We start from the raw sequence: 25,773 nt of genomic DNA, 5'->3' as shown, positions 1-25,773 counted from the left end.
TGTAAGACTAGCGCCAAGGTAGCGGCAGCCTGTGTTAGCGGAGCTTTGCGGAGCGCAAAACGTCAACCCACCCAGGAGCTAAGGCTCGGCAGGAATCCCCGTGCCTAACAGCCGGGGAGGATGTCAACAGCTAATATCATGTTCGGTAGAACAGTTATAATTAGGCTCGTAGTTGGACTTTATTCCTAATACTAAGCATTGTAAGGGCTAAAGCCCAACTACAAACAAAAACTTTATTATAAGTAATTATCCGTTAGCGTAGCTCCCCCGGAGGGGGAACATGATATAATGGATTCTTGTTCCCCCCAGAATTGGGGGGCTAGGGGCGCATCATCCTTCTTGCTTCTTCCTTCTTTCTTCCCTCCTAACTCCTGTGCGGGCGAATGCCATTCGCCCCTACGACTCCTGACTCTTGACTTCAAGCAGATTTTTTTCTGTCCAACTGTGATTAAATATTAATTCATAAATGCGGTTGTGAATTTTCAGTAATTCATTTTGCTTAATTACCAGTCCAGATAAACATAATTCTTTTTCTTCTGGAATATTTGTTCTCATTATCTCTTTTTGCTCTAATAATTGTTGATAGATTTCGAGCATTTGTCTTCTATTTTTACTATGAAATATACGATCGCGTATGGTTTTTAAATGTTCTGGTTCATCTTGACTTTCCCAATTTTTCAGGATTTTTTCTTGTACTAAGTTTTCTATCCATTTAGTTTCACCATTGACTGGAATTGGTATTTCTGAATTACGAATTAACTGACATAGTTTTTGAGTTAAAAAAGGTTGTCCTCCGGTCCAGTTTAATATTTCTTGGAGCATGGTTTGAGGATTACTAACTTTTTCTGTTATTCCATATAATAAAGGTTGTGCTTCATGTGTTTTGAAGCTTTCTAGTTCAATTGTTTGACCAATGTTAAAAGGGGTTCTTCTAATGTCAGTCATTAATTCTGAAGGAGTAGCTACTCCAAAAAAAGCAAAGGTGAGATTCTGGTATCTAGATTCTGGATGAATCATGCGTTGATTATAACAAGAACGTATCAGGGCAAAAAAGTCATTTACTGGAAATTTTAAGCTTAAAATAGTATCAACTTCATCCAGAAAAATGAAGACTTTTTTGATAGATTCATCGTCCTCGTTATTCAGTTCAACTAATAAAATATCTTCAATAAATTGACCTAATCTTTGTACGGGAGAAATATCTAATCTGTCATTCCACCAAGTTTTTAATTTGATTAAGTTAAATTTTTTCATTAAACGAAAACTACGCAATAGATCGACAGCTAATCCTTTATACCATTGTTCTACGGTGACATTTTCACTGCCAATTTGAGTTAAATCTATTGCGGCACAATGATGTCCTTCATGGTTGAGATGGTGGATCATTCTGACCATCAGACTAGATTTTCCCATTTGTCGGGCATTTAAAATATAACAAAATTCACCCTGTTTTAAGGCTTGATAGAGGGAGCGATCGGCTTGCCGGACTACATAAGTAGGGGAATTATTGGGCAAACTTCCACCTACTTTATAGTTAAAATTAGAGGCGGGTTTGTCAGTTTTTAGTAGTTCATTTTCAAAGATTAGTTCTGCTTGAGTTGCTTTGAGAACGTCTAAGGTTTGAGATAGTTCTTTTGTGCGTTCTTCTACTCTTTGTTCTAGGGTTTGATAAAGTCGGGAATTGTCGATGGAAATTGCTGCTTGAGCAGATAAAATATTTAATAGTTCGACTCTTTCTGAGGTGAATGTATTTGTGGTTAAATTATTTTCTAAATAAACTATTCCGCTTAATTGACCTTGGTTAATTAGGGGTGTACAGAGAATTGATTTACTTTTTGTGGCGATAATATAGGGGTCATTAATAAATTGTCCTTGGTTAGCTGCGTCGTTGAGTGCAATATTTTCTTGAGTGCGAATTACATAGTTAATAATGGTAGTTGGTAATATGGGAAGTGATGTTTGGGGGTCTGTAGATTCGATGGGAATTGATTGTAAAATTGTTACTTCGTCGCTGTTTATTTTTCCTTGAGCTTCTATAACCCAATTTCCTTGATGGTAGAGAATTAAAAATCCTGTTTGTGCCCCAGCATTTTCGATAGTAATTTTCATTAAATTGTGCAGGAGATTTTCCAGCTTAATTTCACCAGAAATTGCTTGAGATGATTTCATTACTGTGGTTAAGTCAAGAATTTCTCCATCATTACCGGAGGCAGAAATAGTTGTACTAATACCTTTTAATTTATTTTTATTTGCTACTCCTAATAAATATTGGGGATATTCCTCTTCTAATTGTTTGACTTTAGCTTTTGCTCCCCAACGGATGTAACAATGATGGGCATTTCTGAGGTAAAATTGACCGATTTCTTGTCTGTCAAGGGCGAGATAAAATTCTGCTGCTCGTTCGTAAGCTAAAGCTTCTTCATGGATAAATTCATATTTTTTTGCTCCTTGAATGGCGCGATCGTACAGTTCTTGCGCTTGTAAAGTTTTTCCTAATATTCTGGCTTTTTCTGCTTCGATTAAATAGTATTTATTTCCATAATTCTCAGGGCAATTTTCCTGGAAATAATACATCTTTTTTTGATGTTCTGTAACTTTCTCAAGGATAAGTTGTTTTTCTTCAATATCAGCTTGAGGATAAACGGCTAAAAGAGTTAATGCCGAGTAAAAAACATTTTGTGGATAAACGAGATAAGCTGAACAAGGTCGAGAGTGTTTTTCCGATAAATAAACCGTTTCTAATCCTCGCTCATAATCTTTAAAAAAATAGGCAGCAAATGTTTTACTGAGACTGGAAATAAACAATAACCAATCAGTATTATTATCAATCCAAATTTGTATTAATTCATCTTCTTCTTCTTGAGATTTTTCAAATAATAAATGATATTTTTTTCGGTCTTCTTTCAACAAATTTAAAACCATTTTTTGACAAGATTCATAATAATAATATTCATATTCTTGTGTTGGTTTTATTAACTTACCATAAGCTCTACACTTAGATTCAAAGTCTTCAAGATTAAAACCACGAAAAATTGAAAAAAGACAATAAGAAATTATATTATAACCAGTATGTCGAAAATCTCCTCGTTCCAGTCCAATTTGAATTACATCTTCAAAATCATTGAGGTTGATTTGTCTAAAAGGTTCTTTCCAATGACGAATAAATCCATAGTAATGAATAATAACAAATGGTTTTGCTTCATCAGTATTACTCTTATTCAACAAATGATAAGCTAGTTTCCCAAACTCATATCCAGATTTAATATCTTGAGTCAGAATCATACCACATATAGCTATTCCATAAAAACAATAGACACTAGTTGCTAAAGGTGAGTTTCCATATTTTAGACAGAGAGTAATAGCAGTTAAAGTTATCAGCCCACAGACTTCAGGGCTATAAATCATGGCAGATGTAGTAGTAAGAACTAATAGCCTAACAGCAGCAAGTTTGTAAGGATCGATCATCGCAGGTAAATTTGCTAACTGAGCAATAGATTTATCCTGCAAAAATAACGCTATCACTTTTTCTTCTTGAGCAATTTTTTCCTCCTGTTGATTTACGTCAGATGGAATATAAACTCCTAGCTTGGCTAAAATTTCAAAGGTAACATCTACCGCTTCTTTTACGAGGACTTGGGCATGATAAGATTCAATTTTTAATTCATAAATTTTTACTGTATCGAGAACTTCTTGAGCATTTTGAAGAACAATAGCAGCTAGAGTTTCAGCTTGTTCAAACTGAGAATTAAAGTATTGAAGTTCTACGGCTTCTGTATAAATTTCTAAAGTTAAATGATATTGATTTTTCCAGCTTTCTGATGACAGTAACTCTAAGGCTGTTTCTAAATATATTAGTGCTGGCTCATAAGCGGTGGAGTCTTTGGCCTTTTTTCCGACTTGAAGATTTAATTTCGCTAACTCATCTTTTTCTAATTGTTCGGTAATTAAACTAGACCCTTGATTCAGTTGATTGACAACATCAAAAATCTTATTCTGTAATTTATCCTCTTCAAGATTTTTCAAAAGTAGACGACCTATTTGTAGATGCACTTGCTTTTTTTCTGCTGCTGGAATCAGAGAATAAGATGCTTGTTGTACTCGGTCATGTAAAAATTTGTAGGAGATATATTTTGCCGATTCAAAATAGTTTTCTGAGAGGTTATTTGATAAGTCTTCTGGATTCCAAAGTAAAGGAGCTTTATAGTTATTTTTCAACGGAAAAATCAGCCCTTCGTGTAAGGCAGACTGTAATTCATTAGCTGTGACTGTTTGAGATTTATTATTAACAATTGACAGGATTTCTAAATTAAATTTGTTGCCAATACAAGCTGCTAATTTGAGAACTTGTTGAGTTGTTTCATCTAATTTTTCAATTTTTCTGACCATTAAATCAACTACGTTATCAGTGATGGAAACTCTTTCAATTTCTTCTATATCCCATTGCCAATAACTTTGTCCATCGTTTTCTATGTTCAGAGAATATTGCTCCGGGTTAAATACTAATAAATTTTCTTGGTACAAAGAACTCAGCAGTTGAGTCAGAAAAAATGGATTGCCTCCTGTTTTTTTGGTAACTAATTCTGCTAAAGGTTTGGTAATTTCTGTGGAGCAACTTAGGGTATCAGCGATTAATTGATTAATATGATTAATTTTTAAAGGGTAAAGGGTAATTTCGTTAACGGGTACTTGTGCAGTCTTAATTTTATCTAAAGTCCGTACTAGAGGATGAGTAGGACTAACTTCATTATCTCGATATGCTCCTATTAACAGAAAATATTGGTTCTCATAATCTGACATTAATTGCTCTATTAAGTTCAGGGATGGTAAATCTGCCCATTGTAAATCGTCAATAAAAATTACTAAAGGATGTTGTTTTTGACAAAACACATTCAGAAACCTTTGAAAAAATAAATTAAATCTATTTTGACTTTCGCTAGCTCCTAATTGTTCAACTTGTGGTTGTTGACCGATAATTTTTTCCAGTTCGGGAATCACATCAATGATAATTTGACCATTATTTCCTAGAACTTCTAATAGTTGATTTTTCCAGGTTTGTAGAGTTATATCTGGTTCGCTTAGGAGTTTACGGATTAACTCTTGAAAAGCTAGACAAATAGCTGAATAAGGAATATCTCGATTCAACTGGTCAAATTTACCACTAATAAATTTTCCTCGTTTTTTTGTAATGGGTTTGTGAATTTCATTGACTAATGCTGATTTACCAATTCCTGAATAACCAGAAATCAGAATCATTCCTGTTTTTCCCAGACTTACTTGCTCGAATGCTGTTAATAGTTCCTCGAGTTCTTGCTCTCTACCATAGAGTTTTTGAGGAATCTGAAATTTATCACAAATATCTTGAGTGGCTAAAGGAAAGTCTGAAATTTGTCCTAAAGTTTTTAATTGCTCTAGACAAGTTTCTAAATCTGCTTTAATTCCCCAAGCGCTTTGATATCTTTCTTCTGGGGTTTTAGCTAACAATTTGCTGATTATATTAGACACAGAATTAGAAATATCAGGAATTAGTTCATGTACTGGTAATGGTTGTTGGGCAATATGGCAATGAACTAACTCCATGGGGTCAGTTATTTCAAAAGGCAGTTTATTCGTTAAAAGTTCATAGAAAGTTACGCCCAGGGAATAAAAGTCGCTACGATAATCTATCCCTCGGTTCATTCTACCTGTTTGTTCTGGAGCGATATATGCTAAGGTTCCTTCTAGTTGGTTGGGGGGGATAACTGTGATAAATTCTTGGGATAAACGGGTAGATATGCCAAAGTCGATAATTTTTAGTTGTTTTGTTTGGGGGTTATAGACAATATTTGAGGGGTTAATGTCTTTGTGGATAATATTAGCAGTATGAATTGCTGCTAAACTTTCTGTTGTTTTAATAGCAATAGTTAGAAAGTTTTCTAAGTTGAATTGAGATTGAGATATTAGTAATTTTAGAGATTGACCGCCGAAGTCTTCTAGAAGTATTGCTAAACTATTCTCATATCTTTGTAGGTCGTAAGCTTTAACAATGCTATCTACATTCAAGGAGCGAATAATTTCATATTCTTGTTTGTAGCGTGTGAGTTCGGAAGCAGTAGGGTAGTTTTCTTTAAGAATTTTGAGAATAAGAGGCTGATTATTTGCTTTGAGAATAGCTCGATAAACTAAAGAGTTAGCACTTTCATAGATTTGTTCAATAAACTTATAGTTCCTATTCTTTTTGTTTATAGTATTCATGGTTTCTTAGATTTCGGAAACATCTGTTATTCACCTCATACCAATCAAAGTAACAGTAACATTCCAAAGTTCAGAGCGTATGCTATATATTTATGTATCTTTGGGGCTTTGTTGCACGAATATATCTAACCTTCTATTAAATCAGTTTGATACATAAATCATTTATTTTAAAGGCTTCTGAGATATCCATGCAACAAAATTTATCTTTGCGAGTGTCTGTTTTATTTATATGGATTAAGAGTAGGTGTTGTTAACAACTACAGGTAGGAATGTAAGGATTTTCAGACATAAATTTCACTGGAGATCGATTATCGATCCAATCTTCCAATTCAGTATTTGTGACTGTTGCATCACTAAGTGCTGGACGAGGCGGAAAGGCAATCACGACTGTCAACATATGAGGAGAATTTGGGTCAGGATCTGTGATCCAGCCGTTAAATATACCAGTATCAATTTCAAATGATACCAACTTGAAATCAATAGCTATCTTTTCAAAAATTGGAAATACATAACCTATGGGAGTAGCAAAAACAGTACACAATACTTCACCTGGAATAGTATCGCTATTAAGTTCAGCACCCATTAAATCTTCGAGTACTGGGGCTTTAGTAACATTAGGAAAGAGTCTTTTTACTTCTTCATCTCTACGCCATAGTGGATCGGGAACAGTATGTCGGAAATAGTATTGCAACCTTTGAGCAGTCAATAACTGCTCAGGGGTAGAATCTGGCTGATTATACCTCCATGAATATGTAATTAATATAGAAATTACTTTTACTTGTTCAAGCATCCGCTGTATTATCTGACCAGTTGCAGATTGAACAGCATTCTCCGGATTTGCCAAATGATTCTGATACTTTGAAATAAGTCTTCTGGACATAATATTGTTCCTTGATGAATTATAAAGTTTGTTATTTTCCCAACAACTCTAATGAATAGCTGAATTCTTCACAACCATAGAGATGTCTAGGATTATCCCCAAAAATTTTTTTTAAATTTTTGGAGACAACTTCCTCTAAAGCTTTACAGAATTTTTCACAATATCTGACTGACGATCCATGTGTGGATAATCTGAGCCAAAGATGAAATTATCTTAGTTCAGATAAGGTTAAGATGGATAGACCCCAGTATAACATTGACTGCGAAAGTACTCTAACAGTGTCAATCTTACCATATCTTTGACTTCCTATGTTTTAATTACAGACAGCTAAGAGGAATATAAGGATAGGGAGGAACTATATACTTTAAATCTTTCTTCTCCCATTCAATTGTGCCTTTCTGGGGATAAAATGGGTATTTATTTTCACCAGAATCATATTCATTTGAATTAACCCAGTATTCGATCTTGTCATCTTCAAGAGAAAACGTATTTGGTTTCGGGGGATAACCTAGAACTACTGAGGTAAAAGGAGGTACTGGCATTTTTCCAGCTTGGGAAACATCTATCCTAGTAGAATAATATGTATCCCAAGATATATCTAATCCATACTCCCAAATAGTTTCATAGGTACTAAAAATGGGTTCACAAATTTTTGTCCAGGCATTATTCTCTTTGTAATATGCTTGCCCACATAATAAAAGGACTAAAGATATTGACCGATAACTTATGTGTGTAGGCGTAATACAATAAAATTGATTATCCTCTTCCTCTAGTCTTGTGTGTATATCCTGATCGTTTACTTTCCTGAGTTCATATTCATCATTAGATTCATTCTGCTTATGCAGCCAATAAGTAGCATGAGGGATAATATTATATGAATCTAGTATCTGCCTGGTCAATATTATTTGGTTTTTTCGGGTATTGTTTTTTGCTTCTATCTGATCTATCTGGCTTGGCGTCAGCCAAGTAGAAGTTACAACCTGGGATAGTTTACGACATTTTAGTAAAAAAAACACAGTGGGGTATTCAATATCTTGTTTATCCACAAAATTTGGATCGACGTTTACTCCTAAAGATAAAGAATCTATGTTATAATTTTTGTGTATATCTTTTTTCTTTCCGTATACTAATTTAAATTCTTGATTTTCATATAACAGTATTTGAAAGATGTATTCATCATAGTCTTTGTCAGAGAACGTCATTTTCTAACTCCTATTGGATAATAATTTCAGACCAGACCATAAAAGCGAGCAGGATTATCCCAACCAATCTTTTTCAGAGTTTCTTTCGATAAATCTTTCTCAAGTCCCACCAATTGATCGATCACATCTGGCTGATGATCTATGTGAGGATAATCTGAACCAAAGATTAAATTATCAGAACCTATATATTGAATAATCTGAGAAAGATAAGATTCAGATGGTTCAATCGCAACATAACACTGACGACGAAAATATTCTGACGGTGGTATTTTAACATTATCTTTCACTTCCCAATATAAATTTTCGTATTCTTGATCCAGTCGCCATAACCAATAGGGAAGCCAACCACAACCTGATTCAAGAAACCCCACCCGCAGTTTCGGATGACGCTCCAACACCCCTCCTTCAATTAAAGCCAATAAAGCCATCATCTGTTCCATGGGATGGGAACAAGCGTGAAGTGCAAACTGAGTTCTGAATCTTTCTGCACCTACTGTAGGTAAAAGACTATGAGTACCTTCATGAATTCCTATGGCCATATTCAATTTTTCACATTCCGTCCAAAAAGGTTCATAGGCAGGATTGCTTAATAATCTCCCTTTAATTGGGTTAGGTCGTAAAAAAACTGCTTTACCGCCATATTCTGCAATTCGATGCAATTCTAACACCATCTTCTCTGGTTGATGAAGATTAATTGCGCCCACTCCTCTCAAGCGTTCTGGATCGTAACTACAAAATTCTTCAAATAACCAAGTATTGTAGGCACGAGTGAAAGCTCCTGCAACTTCAGGTGCCATAGTATCGATACCCCAAAGCAACAACCCATAATTTGGATAAAGGAATGCCCGATCTATCCCCATCCTCACCATCTCTTGGACATGAGACTCTGAATTATAGCTATGAAAATAAGCATTGGGGTGATTTTCCATCATTTGCTTATTTACTATCTCCTGCAATTTTTCAGAAATCTTCTCTGAAATGTTTTCCCCTTTAATTTTCATGTCTGCTGAAGGAGCAAACTGTTGAAATTCTGGATCGAGATACTCAGCCCACATACTAGGAGGTTCAATAACATGGGAGTCTGCATCAATAATTGAATATCCTTTTAGCATTTTCTGTTGACCAGGTACAATATAGTCATCATAAATCTCGTAGATTTTGCCTCAAATGCGATCAAAACATCTAGGATTATCCCAAACAATCTTGTTCACTATCTCCGGAGATAACTTTTCCTGAAGCTCCACAACATCTGGCTAAAGAGCTATGTCTGGATCATTTGAGCCAAATATTAAATTGTCAGAATCAATAAACTTAATTATCTGAGAAAGATAAGGTTCAGATGCGTCAATGGCAATATAACATTGACAGCTAAAATACTCTGATACCACTAATTTTACCACATTTTTGACTTCTCCAATGTAAATTTTTGTATTCTTCATCCAACCACCATAACCAATAGGGACGCCAACCGCTACCACATTCTCAAAGGCTCACCCGCAGTTAAGGATGAAATTTAATTAGACTTGAGAATAAATTTCTGTGACTATAGTATCTTATCTTTAGAAAGCGATCACACTAAACAATTTGTAATGCTTTTTCCAATTAGTACTACTAATTACTACTTATAAAAAAACCCGCGTTTGTATGAAGCGGGTAAAGCGTATACTTAATTTTAATATAAATGTAGTTGAAAAGAATTAAGAAGAGCTTGATGGAATATAAGGATTTTTTGCAATAAATTCTTTCTTTTCTCTATTCTTTATCCATTCATCCAAATCATTCTTATTAAGCTGTACTCCTAATTGAGGACGTGGAGGATAGGGGAAAGTAAGCTTCATTAGGTATGTAAGATTGACTTCTGGATCTTCTATTTTTCCTTGAAAAATATTAGTGTCAACTAAAAACAAATAACCTAATAAATTATCATCTGATTCACCCCGTTCAAAATCGTCAAATATAGGGAAAATATATTGTTTATGATCTTTTATATCAGGACCAAAAACTTTCTACCTGTATATATCGGTAGGCAAAAAATATGTTAATAACAGCATCAAACCCTTATATAGTCTAGGTTTTACATTTAACCAACCTTTTTCCTGATATATCTAGGTTTGAGCCATTTTTAGCCAGAGCAACGTATTTCCCTTACCCCTACTAGCTTTGAAGGCATTTTCGCTGTAAAAAATATCAAAGTACCGATATTTGAAGCTATTTTATCACTCTACTTTGTGTAAGTCCCATTATTGAATCCTCATTCCTGACTTCAGCGATCGCTATCTGAAAAGTTTTAGTTATCAATCTCAGCTTCTAATTTTAAATTTTTCAACTTTGTCATCAATCTCTGACAAAAAACATCAAAAAAAGCCTCAATTAGCTAACGGAGTTTCAATAGTTTCAGCCTTTCCATGATATAATTAATAAATAATAATCCAAGGGTATTTATAACCTAATGAGATTTTTCAGCCCACAACCATGATTATTTCGTTGTTTTTTAAGGAATTACCTGATATTTCTTTAACGAAGATTGACTAATTTTCATCAGTTGCTCTAACAGGTATTTGACGTAGTTGCAAATATATGGTAATAGCTAATATCTTCCAAAGAAGAACACTAAATCTTTTAGTAAAGACAATAAATAAGGACTTACCCACAGACTCTACAGAGGGCGAATGCCATTTGCCCCTACAGACTTGTGCATAGCGCTGTAGAACAAGATGTGATAATATCCATATCTGAAACTATTAATTTACTGAATAAGTATGTTGCTTCAAAATACACAAATGACTGCACAAGATTTCCTTGCACAACTTGATGAGATTATTGAAAAACAACATCTACTTAAGCACTCTTTCTACCAAATGTGGAATGAAGGAAAACTTTCTCTAGAAATGTTGCAAGAGTATGCTCAAGAGTATTATCTACAAGTTCATTATTTCCCCACTTATGTTAGTGCTACTCATGCAGCTTGTGATGATTTAGAAACTCGTAAAATGCTGTTAGAAAATCTTATGGAAGAGGAAATGGGAGCAGCAAATCATCCGGAATTATGGTTACGTTTTGCGGAAGGTTTGGGTGTAAAACGGGAAGCAGTTAAAAATAGACCACATTTAGCAAAAACCAAGGAATCTGTAAGTATTCTCAAAGAGTTATCCCGCAGTGAAAATCCGGCAAAAGGTTTAGCTGCTCTTTATGCTTATGAGTCTCAAATTCCTGAAGTAGCTACTACTAAAATTGCTGGTTTGAAAGAATTTTATGGCATTAATTCTGAAGCAGCTTTAGCCTTTTTTCAAGTACATGAAAAAGCTGATGAAATTCACAGCCAAGTTACAAGAGAAGCATTAGTAAAAATGTGTGAAACTGATGTTGAAAAACAGGAGGCATTATCAGCAGCAGCTCAGGCAGTAGATGCTTTAAATTTATTGCTTGATGGTGTTTATGAAGAATATTGTCAAGGTGTGAATTAATTTTCAACTGATATTTTGAATACTTAGATTATTAAGTAGAGACTGAGGGTTTTGTCTATCTAACCCTAGTCTCAAGAAGATTTTTATTTATAGCTCAATACGGTTCAGATAATACTAATTTCAAAAAAGAATGCTATAAAAAGGTAGACCTTAATCATATATGCTTAAAAATAGCTATTCCAGTTGATTTTAGATAGTTATTTATATAGATAGTAGTTCTTGAGATTACAGAATTGCTACAAAAAAACCTTAACTGTCTATAGGCTCATCTACTTTATTTATTCCTTCTTCTTTTTTCCTTCTTACCGAAAAATTGTGGTTGAAAGCCTCCTCTTTATAAGAGGATAAAAAGAAAAATTTTCCTTTGGGTCAATCCTCTTCTTTTAAAGGATAGGTAATACCAATTTAATAAATGTTTGCTACAAATAATTTTCTAGGTGTTAGGTGGTAGGTGGTAGGTTTTAGGTTTTAGGTAGATTATTAGTTATTTACCGAATAATTAAGGTAAAAATTCTCTCCTTTAAAGGAGAAACAAGAAAAAATTTTCATTATTAGTTAATTCTATCCGTTTTCAAGGGGAGGTAATAATTATAGGTGGTAGGTGGTAGGTGGTAGGTGGTAGGTTTTAGGTTTTAGGTAGATTATTAGTTATTTACCGAATAATTAAGGTAAAAATTCTCTCCTTTAAAGGAGAAACAAGAAAAAATTTTCATTATTAGTCAATTCTATCGGTTTTCAAGCAGAGGTAATAATTAGGGGTTGCTGATTAAATCTAAAAGAATTGAAATATAAAGACAAGTGCCTTTTTGAGGTCGAAAGAAGTGCATGGTATCACGTCTAAAACACTCAAAAAGTTAGTATTTTAGGCGCATAGTTGGGCAGAAAAATCATTCTTACAATTTTGACTCGTACTTCCTAGCTCATTCCCATTTCTTCTGTGTCCTGTGTCCTGTCTCTTGTCTCTTACTCAAGCAAAAAGACTTTCCATACGCAGACCCTAATTATAGGTAGTAGGTGGTAGGTGGTAGGTTTTAGGTTTTAGGTAGATTATTAGTTATTTACCGAATAATTAAGGTCAAAATCTTCTCCTTTAAAGGAGAAACAAGAAAAAATTTTCATTATTAGTCAATTCTATCTGTTTTCAAGGACAGGTAATAATTAATAGTTATTAATTTTTGAATAGCCAGTTTATTTGTAACATTCTTTTTTAAATTTGGTATAATTCTAAATTCTAAATTCTAAATTCTTGAATTCTTCCTTATTGATTTATAGCTTTTTAACAGCTCCTTGAGGAATTTTTCCTGATAAAACTTGAATAATATTTTTGGCTGCTTCAAAAGCAATATCGTGGCGAATTTCATCAACAGCAGAACCTAAATGAGGAGTGAAAAAAGTCTGATTTTTCTCAGTTATTAATGTTTTGCAAATTTCTTGAGGGCGATGAGAAATTGCCCAATCTTCCATTTCAAATACATCAGCAGCATATCCAGCTAAATGTCCTGATTGAATTGCCGAGGCGATCGCTTTCTCATCTACAACTGACCCCCGACAAGGATTAATTAGGAAACTATTTGGTTTCATCTTAGCTAAGGTATCTTGATTAATCAGATGATAGGTATTAGGAATTAAAGGTACCATTAACACTACATAATCACTACTTTTTAAGAGTTCTTCTAAAGACACTTTAGAGATTTTCCAGGCAGTTTCTTGTTCTACAGATAAAGGAATAGGATCGGTGTAAAGTAAATTCATTTCAAAACCTACTAATCTTTGAACCAAAGCTTTTCCTAATTTTCCCATTCCCACAATTCCTAGAGTTTGATTTAATAATCCCCTACTATAAAGTTGTGGTTTCCATCCTTGAAAGTTACCATTACGAATTAAGCGATCGCCTTCTAACATTCGACGACCTAATCCAATTAGTAAACCAATAGTTAATTCTGCTGTTGGTGCTGCTAATAAATCCGGAACAATTGTGAACCAAATACCTCGTTTTGTACAAGCATCTATATCAAAATTATCATAGCCTCTTAAAGCTCCTGCGATAACTTTTAATTGGGGACAAGTATCCAAAAAACTCGATTCAATATAGTCAGGCATAAATACCATTAAACCTTCAGCTTCTTTGGTTCGTTTGATAATTTCTTCACGAGATAATGTGTCTTGAGTTTGATTGAGAATAACTTCACAAGTTTGATTTAAATAGTCAATAACTTCAGGATGAATCCAATGGGTAATAACAACTTTAGGTTTTTTATTCATAATTTAGTAAGGAAGAGGGAATTCAAAAGTCAAAAGTCAAAAGTCAAAAGTTAAAAGTAAGATTTTAACAGTAATTTCAGGAAATTATTTCACATCTAAAGTTTAAAAATAAATTCAAAATTCAAAAGTTAAAAGTAAGATTTTATCGGCTTAGAATTTTTCGCTGTGCGACATGAAATATACCAAGGAAATTCAAAAGTCAAAAGTCAAAAGTCAAAAGTAAGATTTTATTGGCTTAAAACTTTTCGCTGTGCGACATGAAATATACCAAGGAAATTCAAAAGTCAAAAGTCAAAAGTCAAAAGTAAGATTTTAACAGTAATTTCAGGAAATTATTTCACATCTAAAGTTTGAAAGGGAATTCAAAAGTCAAAAGTCAAAAGTCAAAAGTAAGATTTTATCGGCTTAAAACTTTTTTTTCAATATTTACTCCTTCTTCCTTCTTCCCTCTTCCTTCTTCCTTCTTCCTTCTTCTTTAAATAAATTTTTGACGTAAATAATTACTTAAACTATCAACTAAAGTAACCATTATTAATACAACTAATAAAAGTGCAGAAACTTCCTCATATTTGAGTAAACGTAAGGCTCCAATAATCTCAAATCCAATGCCACCAGCTCCCACAGCTCCTAATACCATTGAGGCTCGAAAATTGTATTCCCAACGGTAAAAAGTTACATCAGCAATTTGAGGAAAAATTTGAGGAAAAATACTATGAAAAATAATTTGTAAATGATTAGCACCCGCAGATTTTGCCGCTTCAATCGGAGAATTATCTGTATGTTCTATAGCCTCAGCAAAGAATTTTCCCACCATACCAATTGAATGAAATCCTAGTGCTAATACACCAGGAAGTGTGCCAAATCCAACTGCTGCCACAAAAATAATTCCTAGAATTAATTCAGGAATTGCCCTGGCTATATTCAAAATCATTCTTGATAGGAAATAAACAAAAGGATGAGGTGTGGTATTACGAGCAGCTCCTAAAGAAAGGGGAAGAGAAAGAGCAATAGCCATACCTGTTCCAGCAATACTCATAGCAATAGTATCAACTAAAGGTTTAATCCAGTTTAGAGCGCGACTAAAATCAGGCGGGAACATTTCTCCAACCATGTCAATTAAGTCAGGAACTCCCTCAGATAACCGTTGTCCATCCAATAATCCCACACTCCCAAAACTCACTAAAATAATACCTAACAAAGTCAATGTTTTAGTCAAAGAAATATACCAACTTCTTTGTTGTTGACGGAGCAAACTATCAAATTTATTAGGAGTAACCATCATTTCAGTTATCAGTTATCAGTTATAGTAATTTCATTTGAGTTGCTCCAAAAACCCGATCGCTTTTAGGCAACAGGCAACAGGCAACAGGTAAGAAAGTTTGCCGGACTTTTTACCGTTAGTAAATAACCAACTCTTATTTAACATCTCATTTGAAAACGCTATATCAGTTGTTAGTTTTCAGTTGTCAGTTTTCAGTTATCATTAAAGATAATTTTTAGAATAAAATTGACTAATTTTTTGTAAGCATTCAGCTATTAAGAATCAGCTCTCAGTCTCAGATATTTAGGGTTTGCTGAAAAAGTATTTTTGCTCTTCCTAGTAGTCATTTAGTCAGGAGTTAGGGAAATTATAGAAGCGGTAGTAGGAAAAATTTTCCGTTGATTTTTCTGCCATAATCGTCTCAAAATACTAACTTTTTGAGCTTTTTTCACCGAAAAACTAACGCTTTTTTAGACAAAAAAAATCTACAACCAATATCAGTCAATGCTTTGATATTTAATCAGCAAGCCCTATTTAATATTTTTCATAAATTAAGCAAGCTTTTCCTTGAACTTCTACTATATTTTCAACTATAGAATTGAAACACAATAATGACTAACTTAAGTGGTTAACTCATACAATTAATTGTGTAGGAGGAAATTTTAGATGTGTTTCGGAAGCTGATAACTGATAGCTGATAGCTGACAGCTTATTTATTATTTACTCAATTCAGCAAAATCAAGATCGAGTAGTTTTCCTAAGTCTCTCACCACATTATAATCTTCATCTGTAATTGATTGAAATCCATCTGCTTTAAATGGTTTTAGTATAGCTTCATCTTCTAATTCTAAAAATGCCTGTTGAATTTGTGTTTTAAGTTCAGGTTCTAAATCAGAACGCATTGTCCAAGGATATTGAGGAAAAGCTTTAGATTCAGCAATAATAATTACCTTATTTTTATCAATTGTTCCCCTCTCAACTAAGGCAGTAAAAATGGGTTTGCTCAACCCTCCCGCTTGTGCTTTTCCATTAGCAACAGCAACAGCAACAGCATCATGGGCACCCGCAAAAACCTCTTCATAATTTTCCCCAGCTTTTAATCCTTTTTCCATTAACATTGACTTGGGAATTAAGTGACTAGAAGTAGAAGCTTGATCGCCATATGCCATAACTTTTCCTTCTATTTTTTCATAGGAATCAATTCCTGATTCTGCATTACCAATAACTAGAGCTTGATAAGTGGTTTTTCCATCTTTTTCTAAAGCCGCAAAGGGTTCAATATTACTTTTAGTTTTCGCTAAAACGTAAGACAAGGGACCAAAATAGGCTAAATCTAAACGTCCTTTGCTAGCCACTTCAATCATAGAAGAATAATCAGTGCTGACAAATAATTCAATATCTTTACTTAGTTTATTTTCTAAATAAGTCTCAAGTCCTTTATTATTTTGAATGACAGTAGCTGCAGATTCATCTGGTAATAAAGCAACAACTAATTTCTCAGGGTTAGCTTTTGTATCTGCTTGTGTGGGTTGATTTTCTGTACTTGATGTTTGAGTATTAGAATTACTACAACTAACTAAACCTAACCAAGCCAAAAAAAGCACTATCAAAAAATTTTTTTTGAGGATTAAACTTAACATAATCTTTCTTGACTAAACAATTAATGAGTAAGCATTCAGCTATCAGCTATCAGCCATCAGCTATAAGTTATTAATTCATACTGCTTAGAAGGAAAAATTAGTCTCCAATCCAAGGAAAATTAAAAATCACCATCTGACTACTAATAGCTGTTTGCGCAGCAGTCCGCAGGAAATACTCACATTAATGAAATTATAAGTATTGTCTCTCAAAAGTCAATCCCTTTCACGGAAGTCAAAAGTTAAAAGTCAAAAGTCAAAAGTCAAAAATAAAATTTTCACCGTTTCATGGAAGTTAAAAGTCGAAAGTCAAAAATAAAATTTTCACCGTTTCATGGAAGTTAAAAGTCGAAAGTCAAAAGTAAGATTTTCACCGTTTCACCGAAGTTAAAAGTCGAAAGCCAAAAATAAAATTTTCACCGTTTCATGGAAGTTAAAAGTCAAAAGTCAAAAATAAAATTTTCACCGTTTCACCGAAGTTAAAAGTCGAAAGCCAAAAATAAAATTTTCACCGTTTCACCGAAGTTAAAAGTCGAAAGCCAAAAGTCAAAAATAAAATTTTCACCGTTTCACCGAAGTCAAAAGTCGAAAGCCAAAAATAAAATTTTCACCGTTTCATGGAAGTTAAAAGTCGAAAGCCAAAAGTCAAAAATAAAATTTTCACCGTTTCACCGAAGTCAAAAGTCGAAAGCCAAAAATAAAATTTTCACCGTTTCACCGAAGTCAAAAGTCAAAAGTAAGATTTTAACCGTTTCACCAAAGTCAAAAGTCAAAATTCAAAAGTAAGATTTTAACCGTTTCACCGAAGTCAAAAGTCAAAAGTAAGATTTCCACCGTTTCACCAAAGTCAAAAGTCAAAAGTAAGATTTTCACCGTTTCACCGAAGTTAAAAGTCAAAAGTAAGATTTCATTTGAAACTATTTGTGACATTTTTAAGGTGAATTGGTATTACTTAAGGATAACGTTTGATAAATTTCTTCAAGTTGTTGATTTTTAATCTCTGAAGGACTACCATCAAAGAGAATTGTCCCTTTACCTAATCCAATAATACGATCGGCATATTCTAAAGCTAAATCAACTTGGTGCAAACTAACTAAAGCTCCAATTCCATCTTCTTGACAAATCTTTCGTAAATTGGATAAAACTTGATGAGAACTGGCAGGATCTAAACTAGCGATGGGTTCATCAGCTAAGAGAAATTTAGGTTTTTGGGCTAAAGCACGAGCAATTCCTACTCGTTGTTGTTGTCCTCCACTTAATGCTTTCACAGGTGTTAAAGCTTTGTCTAATAAACCTACTCTTTCTAGACAGTTTAAGGCAATATATTGATCTTTTTTAGGAAGAGGAAATAAACTTTTTAAAGTAGAATGATAACCTAAACGACCTACTAGAACATTTTTCAGAGCTGTTTGTCGAGGAATTAATTGATGTTGTTGAAAAATCATTCCTGTTCTTTGACGATGTTTTTGTAATATTTTGGGGTGATGTAAATTACCGTTATCTTCAGTAATGACTTGACCACTTGTAGGATGAGTAAGAAAGTTTATACAGCGTAGAAGGGTAGATTTTCCCGCCCCAGAAGACCCTAATATTACTGTGAATTCCCCTTGAGTAAATTCAATAGAAATGTTATGTAAAGCTATTGTGCCATCTTGGTAAGTTACCCCCAGATTATTCAGAGAAATCATAATTTTTGATTAGTTAAATGATTAATTAATTTTGCTTATAGTTTACTTTTAATCTCAATATTTGGTCAAGTATATTTTGTGAAATTATTGTCTAAATATCCGTAAGTACATATATTAAACCTCTCCAGAAAATAGCAGATTCATTTTATTCTAGATTTTAGCAATAAATTTATTGATTTTCAGGCAGCGAAAGATAAATTTTATCAAGCTGGAAATAACGTGTTTTCGTCAATACATAAAATGGCACAGTTTAGAATAAATAGCCCTAATAAAATAGGGAGTAGGGATAAATAATTGATGTATCTAATGAGAATTAATTTAATTTTTTATTATCGGAGATTTCTATTGATATATTGAACAAGTCTAGGCAAACTATAACCTTCAAAAATTGATTAAAAAATAAACCTTAGTATTTCAAAGCTCTAGCTTTAACTGGGGTATACCAATTTGATAAATTTTTGCGACAAATAGCTAGGAGAATTTTTGAGGAGTAAACCCATCCCTACTGCTCCCAGGAGGGGAAGTCAGGATGACCGAGTCATAATAAATAGCTTCGATACAATTTCTTAGTTAAAAACTTATGTTATTAGTCAAATAGACATCTCCTTTCAATAATTGATAATTGATAATGGATAATTGATAATTACCTATCTCTAAAAAGAAGAGGATTGAATAAAAGGAAAATTTTTTCTCTCTTGGTTGATTGGATATGGTTAGGAAACCCATCCATCCTACCCTTCGGGAAGCTACGCTTTTCGCGCCAGCGTTGCAAAGCAAACGACCGCTTGTTTCTCCTTTAAAGGAGAGGATTTTTACCTTAATTATTCGGTAAAATATTTTGACCGCCCTTATTATTCGTAACATTCTTTTTTAAAATTGATAGTACTGATAACTAATAACTGAAATAATATGAACGAAATTCAAATTCAAAGGCAATACGATGAACTTGCTAATATCTACGATTTACGCTGGCGTAATTATATAATTAATACTCTTACCTTTCTACATAATTGGGAACAAATTGAGCAACAATCAAGTATTCTAGATGTTGCTTGTGGTACTGGCGAATTTGAAAGACTTTTGCTTGAAGAAAATCCAAAACAAGAAATTATAGGAGTTGATATATCTGAAAATATGTTAAATGTAGCTAGGAAAAAATATCAGGCTTATTCTAACGTTAAGTTTCAACAAGCATCTGTTCATTCATTGCCATTTAACAGTCATTCTTTTGATGTAGTTGTATGTGCTAATTCTTTTCATTTTTTTGACAGACCTCAAGTAGCATTAGGAGAAATGAAACGGGTGCTTAAACCAAATGGTAAAGTAATAATTATTGACTGGAACAAAGATTATTTTGTCTGTAGAATTTGTGACTGGTTCTTACAATTTTTCGATCCTGCTCATCAACAATGTTATACCCAAGCAGAGTTACATAAGTTATTAGTATCTGCTCAATTTGAAGTACATTCTGCAACTAAATTTCGTTTAGGAATTATTTGGGGAATGATGGCTGCAACTGCATTCTTTAGGAGTCAGGAGGACCGAGTCAGGAGTCAGTAGAAATAGCCTATATATCATTTATTAGAATTATTAGAATCAAACTCTGTTTTTAGTCAAATTGACATTTCTGGGTAAATTTTTTTCACTACATTCTTTAGGAGTCAGGAGTCAGTAGAAATAGCCTATATATCATTTATTAGAGTTATTAGAATCCAACTCTGTTTTTAGTCAAATCGACATTTCTGGGTAAATTTTTTTCACCACATTCTTTAGGAATCAGGAAGACCGAGTCAGTAGTCAGTAGTCACTAGAAATAGCCCATATATAATTTATTAGAGTTATTAGAATCCAACTCTGTTTTTAGTCAAATTGACATTTCTAGGTAAATTTTTTTCACCACATTCTTTAGGAGTCAGGAAGACCGAGTCAGTAGTCAGTAGAAATAGCCAATATATAATTTATTAGAGTTATTAGAATCCAACTCTGTTTTTAGTCAAATCTACATTTCTGGGTAAATTTTTTTAACCACTATTATTACCGAGTCCTGAAGTAGGAAGCTTGAAATATGGAATTTATTTTTTTTTGGTAGTTCTGCATAGTAATAGTAGATGTGGATGAATAGTACTTAGCAAGAGAGTAAAATATTTTAACAATTTGAAAAAAGAATGTTATGAATAATAAGGGCAATTAAAATATTTTATCGGAGATATCTCTTGGACTAAACAGATAAATTCAGACCTAAAAAATGGTATTAAAGTCATTCCGATACGACTCCTGACTTCTGACTCCTGACTCCTAAGAAATATCCTAGCTATTTGTAGCAAAAATTTATCAATTTGTTGTCACTCTTAGACTTTACAAAAAAGTTAGACAAAAATTTTTTTCTACTATTCGGGGAAATAGGAAGTTGACAGTGGAAATCAACAAAATGATATTTCCTTATTTAAAATCTTAGGTAATGTCGTTTTGGGTTGATTATACTAATTTGAAAAAAGAATGTTACGAATAATGAGGATAATTAAAATACTTTATCGGAGATATCTCTTGGACTAAAAATATAAATTCAGACCTAAAAAATGGTATTAAAGTCATAGGTGCATCTCAATGCAAGAATAAAGCCAAAAATTTATCGCTTTTAGGCAACAGGCAACAGCTCATCTGGCAAGAGGGAATAGGGAATAGGGAATATATAAGAAAAAAGTATTTTTGCAAATATGAGATGCACCCAAAGTCATTTATTCTGACTCCTGACTCCTCAGAAATATCCTAGCTATTTGTAGCAAAAATTTATCAATTTGTTGTCACTCTTGCACTTTACAAAAAAAGTTAGACAAAAATTTTTTTCTACTATTCGGGAAAATAGGAAGTTGACAGTGGAAATCAACAAAATGATATTTCCTTATTTAAAATCTTAGGTAATGTCGTTTTGGGTTGATTATACTAATTTGAAAAAAGAATGTTACGAATAATGAGGATAATTAAAATACTTTATCGGAGATATCTCTTGGACTAAACAGATAAATTCAGACCTAAAAAATGGTATTAAAGTCATTCCGATACGACTCCTGACTTCTGACTCCTGACTCCTCAGAAATATCCTAGCTATTTGTAGCAAAAATTTATCAATTTGTTGTCACTCTTGCACTTTACAAAAAAAGTTAGACAAAAATTTTTTTCTACTATTCGGGAAAATAGGAAGTTGACAGTGGAAATCAACAAAATGATATTTCCTTATTTAAAATCTTAGGTAATGTCGTTTTGGGTTGATTATACTAATTTGAAAAAAGAATGTTACGAATAATGAGGATAATTAAAATACTTTATCGGAGATATCTCTTGGACTAAACAGATAAATTCAGACCTAAAAAATGGTATTAAAGTCATTCCGATACGACTCCTGACTTCTGACTCCTGACTCCTCAGAAATATACTAGCTATTTGTAGTAAAAATTTATCAATTTGTTATAACTGTTGCACTTTACAAAAAAGTTAGACAAAAATTTTTTTCTACTATTCGGGAAAATAGGAAGTTGACATTGGAGATCAACAAAATGCTATTTCCTTATTTAAAATCTTAGGTAATATCGTTTTTGGTTGATTAGTCACACAACAATATTGTCTCTTAATAATAGGGTGGGATGGCGTTCTGCTCCGCAACATGTAAAGCGGAGCGGCTCTGATAAGAGCGGGTCTCAGAACCATATCCATGATACCAAGAGAAAAGAAGATTCCGTATTTTCGTAGCCTCCTTATTGCAGAGATACTGATAACTAATAACTGAAATGACTGTCATTCTAGAAAGTGAATAAATACCATGAGTAAATGTTTTAATCCTAACTGTTTACATCAAAATCTGCCAGAAACAGAAGTGTGTAAAGAATGTGGTTCAAAACTATTATTAGCAGAACGATATCGTGCTTTAGAAATTATTGGTGAGGGTGGTTTTGGCCGAACTTTTAAAGCTGTGGATGAGTTCAAACCTTCAAAACCTTTATGTGTAATTAAACAATTTTTATCCACAGTTCAAGATGCTAAAAGTATTCAGAAGGCTACAGAATTATTTGAACAAGAAGCAGTACGTTTAGAAACCCTCGGCAAACATCGACAAATACCAGAACTTTTTGCTCATTTAGTTCAAGATAATCATCAATATTTAGTACAAGAATATATTGCTGGTCAAAACTTAGCTGAAGAGTTGGCAACGGAGGGAGTTTTCAGTGAAGCTAAAATCCGAGAATTTCTGAATGAAATGTTACCTATTTTGGGATTTATTCATAGCCATCAGGTAATACACCGAGATATTAAACCAGAAAATATTGTTCGTATTGCTAACTCCGAACGAGGTGAAAATCAGAAATATTCTCTAGTTTTAGTTGATTTTGGTGCAGCTAAATTTACATCTAAAACTGCTTTGGCAAAAACTGGAACTTTAATTGGTTCAGCAGCGTATATTGCACCGGAACAAGTAAGGGGTAAAGCTATCTTTGCTAGTGATATTTATAGTTTGGCTATAACTTGTATTTATCTACTTACTGGAGTAGCGCCTTTTGATTTATTTGATAGTAGTGAAGATACTTGGGTTTGGCGAGATTATTTGAAAAGTCCTGTTTCTCTTCAGTTGAGTCAAATTATCGATAAAATGCTGAAAACTGCGACTAAAAATCGTTATCAAACAGCACGGGAAATTTTACATGATTTGAATGCTTCTCCAGAATTAACTACAGTACAAAACAATCTCCATAAATTATTTATTGGTGGAGTTGCAGGTATAAGTTGCTTATTTTTAACCGGGGTAGTTTTAGCAGGAATATTTTCAAGTTCTCCTCGACAAAAACCTGTTGTTATTCAATCAGAAAAACTTAAATCAGAACCTCAAAAACCAGTTATTTCGCCTCCAGAATTTGGCGGATTATATGCAAAATCTCCCACAGGGACAGTACAAGCTTTTCCATTAGAACATACAGATGTTACTGCTAAAATTGCCGGAAATGTATCGAGAGTAGAAGTAGTACAACGTTTTACTAATCCCTATAAAACTCCTTTAGAAGCAATTTATCAATTTCCATTGCCCGATGAATCTGCCGTAGATGATATGGAAATTCGCATAGGCGATCGCGTAATTAAAGGCGTTATTAAAAAACGGGAACAAGCAAAAAAAATCTACAATAAAGCTAAAAAAGAAGGAAAAACTGCTGCTTTATTAGAACAAGAACGACCTAATATTTTTACTCAGTCTTTAGCTAATATTCAACCAGGGGAAACTATAGAAGTAGTAATTCGCTACACCGATGCTTTAAAATTCGCCGGGGGCGACTATGAATTTGTCTTTCCAATGGTTGTCGGACCTCGTTATAATCCAGGAAATTCTAATTTAAGTAGCTTCCCAGAAAAACCAATTCATTTAGCAAGTTTACCTACCACAAATTCTCTGACTAACTTACTTTCTCAAACAGCAAAAACTCCACCAAAAGAACGTTCATGTCATGATATTAATGTCACAGTTGAAATTGATGCCGGAGTACCAATTTCTAATATTATCTCCACCTCCCATCAAATCCAAATTCAAAAAGTTGCTGCGTCAGGATTACCATCTATTACTCAAGTACAATTAAACAAAACTGACACTATTCCCAATAAAGATTTAGTTCTTCGTTATCAAGTAGCTGGCAAAGAAACCCAATCTACAGTTCTCTCTCAAGCAGATAATAAAGGCGGACATTTTGCAGTTTCTTTAATTCCCGCTCTGGAATATCAAACCACAGAAATTGTACCGAAAGACGTAGTATTTTTGATGGATACATCCGGTTCCCAAAGCGGTGCACCTTTAGCACAATCTAAAGTATTAATGCGCCGTTTTCTTCAGGGATTAAATCCTGACGATACCTTCACAATTATTGACTTTGCTAATAGCGCTCAAACATTATCAACCCAACCTTTAGCTAATACTCCTGCTAACCAGAAAAAAGCCATAGATTATGTTAATAACTTAAAAGCAAATGGTGGAACAGAATTACTCAATGGAATTGATACTGTGCTGAACTTTTCACCAGCAAAAAATGGGCGACTGCGAAGTATTGTCCTAGTAACAGATGGTTTAATTGGCAATGAAAATCAAATCATTTCTCGCATACAAAAACAACTACAACCAGGAAACCGTCTCTATAGTTTTGGTGTAGGTAGTTCCGTAAATCGATTTTTATTAAACCGACTAGCAGAAGTGGGACGGGGTACAGTCCACGTTGTACGTCACGATGAATCTGTGGATGCAGTAGTAGAAAAGTTTTTCAATGAAATTAATAACCCAGTTTTGACCAATATAGAAGTAACTTGGCAGGGTTTAGGAGAAGCTCCCGAAATATTCCCACTCAAACCTGCAGACTTATTTGCTCAAGAACCTTTAATTTTGTACGGACGTAAACAAGACCGACTCAGTGGAAATTTGCAAATAACTGCCGTTGCTGCTGGTGGAAAACCATATCGTAAGACCTTTCCCTTGCGCTTTGACTCAGATGGTGGGAATGAAGCGATCGCTCAACTTTGGGGACGGGCCAAAATTAAGGAGTTGATGCTGGAAATGACTGATGGGGAGATGTCAGAAAAAGTTGAAGCTGTGACAAATGTGGCTTTGGGTTATCGGTTGATGTCGAAATATACTGCTTTTGTGGCAGTGAGTGATGAACAACGAGTTGACCCGAATAATTCTGGTCGTCGGGAGAAAGTGAAAAAACAGACGCCTGATGGGATGGTGGGTATTCCAGAACCTAGTTTTGTCTGGGCGATATTGTTATTTGGTTTATATATGGGTTGGAAACATTGGGTGTTGTTGTGCAAGGCTAAAAAGTTGTCAGAGAATAGTTATTGAAGAAGGAGTCAGGAGTCAGGAGTCAGGAGACAGGAGAAATGGGAATGAGCGAGGAGGTAGGAGTAAGAATTGTCAGAATGATTTTTCTGCCCAACTATGAGCCTAAAATACTAACTTTTTGAGCGTTTTAGACTGAAACTGGCGCACTTTTTAAAAGCCCGAAAAAGGCTAAAACCAATATCAGTTAATGCTTTGATATTTAAAAAGTCTTTTTTCGTAGGAGACAGGAGACAGGAGAAATGGGAATGAACGAGGAGATAGGAGCGGGCGTTTTGTCTCTCAATTT

Annotated in this window: 13 protein-coding genes; 3 read left to right on the top strand and 10 right to left on the bottom strand. The window is 33.8% G+C overall.

The genetic code is table 11. From position 1 onward, the window contains the following. Positions 1-396 precede the first annotated feature (396 nt). From F6K23_RS24310 to F6K23_RS24285, 6 genes are all read right to left on the bottom strand, one after another. Complete coding sequence (locus F6K23_RS24310) at positions 397-6,231, bottom strand: AAA family ATPase (protein ID WP_293160586.1); 5,835 nt, start codon at positions 6,229-6,231, stop codon at positions 397-399. A gap of 250 nt (positions 6,232-6,481) precedes the next feature. After that, entirely contained in the window at positions 6,482-7,111 is a 630-nt protein-coding gene (locus F6K23_RS24305) for a hypothetical protein (protein WP_293160584.1), read from the bottom strand. Positions 7,112-7,428: 317 nt separating this feature from the next. Continuing rightward, positions 7,429-8,313 carry a hypothetical protein gene (locus F6K23_RS24300; protein ID WP_293160582.1) on the bottom strand — a complete coding sequence of 295 codons (885 nt, stop codon included), beginning with the start codon at positions 8,311-8,313 and terminating at the stop codon, positions 7,429-7,431. A gap of 26 nt (positions 8,314-8,339) precedes the next feature. Next, on the bottom strand, positions 8,340-9,425 hold the full coding sequence (locus F6K23_RS24295) for an amidohydrolase family protein (protein ID WP_293160580.1): 1,086 nt from the start codon (positions 9,423-9,425) through the stop codon (positions 8,340-8,342). Between the two features lie 141 nt (positions 9,426-9,566). Next, complete coding sequence (locus tag F6K23_RS24290; protein WP_293160578.1) at positions 9,567-9,791, bottom strand: hypothetical protein; 225 nt, start codon at positions 9,789-9,791, stop codon at positions 9,567-9,569. 219 nt (positions 9,792-10,010) lie between these two features. Then, a complete protein-coding gene (locus F6K23_RS24285; protein ID WP_293160576.1) occupies positions 10,011-10,220 on the bottom strand; it encodes a hypothetical protein in 210 nt (69 codons plus the stop codon). An 873-nt stretch (positions 10,221-11,093) separates the two neighbouring features. Here F6K23_RS24285 and F6K23_RS24280 point away from each other — a divergent pair. Further along, the gene (locus F6K23_RS24280) at positions 11,094-11,777 is read left to right on the top strand and encodes a CADD family putative folate metabolism protein (protein WP_293160574.1); all 684 of its coding nucleotides are present in this window, start codon (positions 11,094-11,096) and stop codon (positions 11,775-11,777) included. A gap of 1,266 nt (positions 11,778-13,043) precedes the next feature. On the opposite strand, the gene F6K23_RS24275 is transcribed toward F6K23_RS24280, so the two are convergent. The 4 genes from F6K23_RS24275 to phnC form a co-directional block, all read right to left on the bottom strand. Beyond that, positions 13,044-14,039 carry a phosphonate dehydrogenase gene (locus F6K23_RS24275; RefSeq protein ID WP_293160572.1) on the bottom strand — a complete coding sequence of 332 codons (996 nt, stop codon included), beginning with the start codon at positions 14,037-14,039 and terminating at the stop codon, positions 13,044-13,046. A gap of 475 nt (positions 14,040-14,514) precedes the next feature. Continuing rightward, complete coding sequence (phnE, locus tag F6K23_RS24270; RefSeq protein WP_293160570.1) at positions 14,515-15,321, bottom strand: phosphonate ABC transporter, permease protein PhnE; 807 nt, start codon at positions 15,319-15,321, stop codon at positions 14,515-14,517. A 695-nt stretch (positions 15,322-16,016) separates the two neighbouring features. After that, complete coding sequence (phnD, locus tag F6K23_RS24265) at positions 16,017-16,940, bottom strand: phosphate/phosphite/phosphonate ABC transporter substrate-binding protein (protein WP_293160569.1); 924 nt, start codon at positions 16,938-16,940, stop codon at positions 16,017-16,019. Between the two features lie 929 nt (positions 16,941-17,869). Continuing rightward, the gene (phnC, locus tag F6K23_RS24260; RefSeq protein WP_293160567.1) at positions 17,870-18,625 is read right to left on the bottom strand and encodes a phosphonate ABC transporter ATP-binding protein; all 756 of its coding nucleotides are present in this window, start codon (positions 18,623-18,625) and stop codon (positions 17,870-17,872) included. 909 nt (positions 18,626-19,534) lie between these two features. Between phnC and F6K23_RS24255 the strand changes: the two genes are divergently transcribed. Both F6K23_RS24255 and F6K23_RS24250 read left to right on the top strand, forming a co-directional pair. Then, complete coding sequence (locus F6K23_RS24255) at positions 19,535-20,185, top strand: class I SAM-dependent methyltransferase (protein ID WP_293160566.1); 651 nt, start codon at positions 19,535-19,537, stop codon at positions 20,183-20,185. Between the two features lie 2,254 nt (positions 20,186-22,439). Further along, positions 22,440-25,487, top strand: a complete 3,048-nt coding sequence (locus tag F6K23_RS24250; protein ID WP_293160564.1) for a VIT domain-containing protein — start codon at positions 22,440-22,442, stop codon at positions 25,485-25,487. Positions 25,488-25,773: the final 286 nt, after the last annotated feature.

The organism is Okeania sp. SIO2C9, from assembly GCF_010672455.1.
Lineage (GTDB): Bacteria > Cyanobacteriota > Cyanobacteriia > Cyanobacteriales > Microcoleaceae > Okeania.
The sequence above is the reverse complement of the archived record's forward strand: the minus strand, read 5'-3'. Positions and strand labels throughout refer to the sequence as shown.

What these genes read in the sequence shown, in the direction of transcription:
- F6K23_RS24300 (WP_293160582.1), bottom strand. Translation starts at nt 8,313, where the DNA reads ATGACGTTCTCTGACAAAGACTATGATGAATACATCTTTCAAATACTG.
- F6K23_RS24295 (WP_293160580.1), bottom strand. Translation starts at nt 9,425, where the DNA reads ATGCTAAAAGGATATTCAATTATTGATGCAGACTCCCATGTTATTGAA.
- phnE (WP_293160570.1), bottom strand. Translation starts at nt 15,321, where the DNA reads ATGATGGTTACTCCTAATAAATTTGATAGTTTGCTCCGTCAACAACAA.
- F6K23_RS24255 (WP_293160566.1), top strand. Translation starts at nt 19,535, where the DNA reads ATGAACGAAATTCAAATTCAAAGGCAATACGATGAACTTGCTAATATC.
- F6K23_RS24275 (WP_293160572.1), bottom strand. Translation starts at nt 14,039, where the DNA reads ATGAATAAAAAACCTAAAGTTGTTATTACCCATTGGATTCATCCTGAA.
- F6K23_RS24280 (WP_293160574.1), top strand. Translation starts at nt 11,094, where the DNA reads ATGACTGCACAAGATTTCCTTGCACAACTTGATGAGATTATTGAAAAA.
- F6K23_RS24305 (WP_293160584.1), bottom strand. Translation starts at nt 7,111, where the DNA reads ATGTCCAGAAGACTTATTTCAAAGTATCAGAATCATTTGGCAAATCCG.
- F6K23_RS24250 (WP_293160564.1), top strand. Translation starts at nt 22,440, where the DNA reads ATGAGTAAATGTTTTAATCCTAACTGTTTACATCAAAATCTGCCAGAA.
- phnC (WP_293160567.1), bottom strand. Translation starts at nt 18,625, where the DNA reads ATGATTTCTCTGAATAATCTGGGGGTAACTTACCAAGATGGCACAATA.
- F6K23_RS24310 (WP_293160586.1), bottom strand. Translation starts at nt 6,231, where the DNA reads ATGAATACTATAAACAAAAAGAATAGGAACTATAAGTTTATTGAACAA.
- phnD (WP_293160569.1), bottom strand. Translation starts at nt 16,940, where the DNA reads ATGTTAAGTTTAATCCTCAAAAAAAATTTTTTGATAGTGCTTTTTTTG.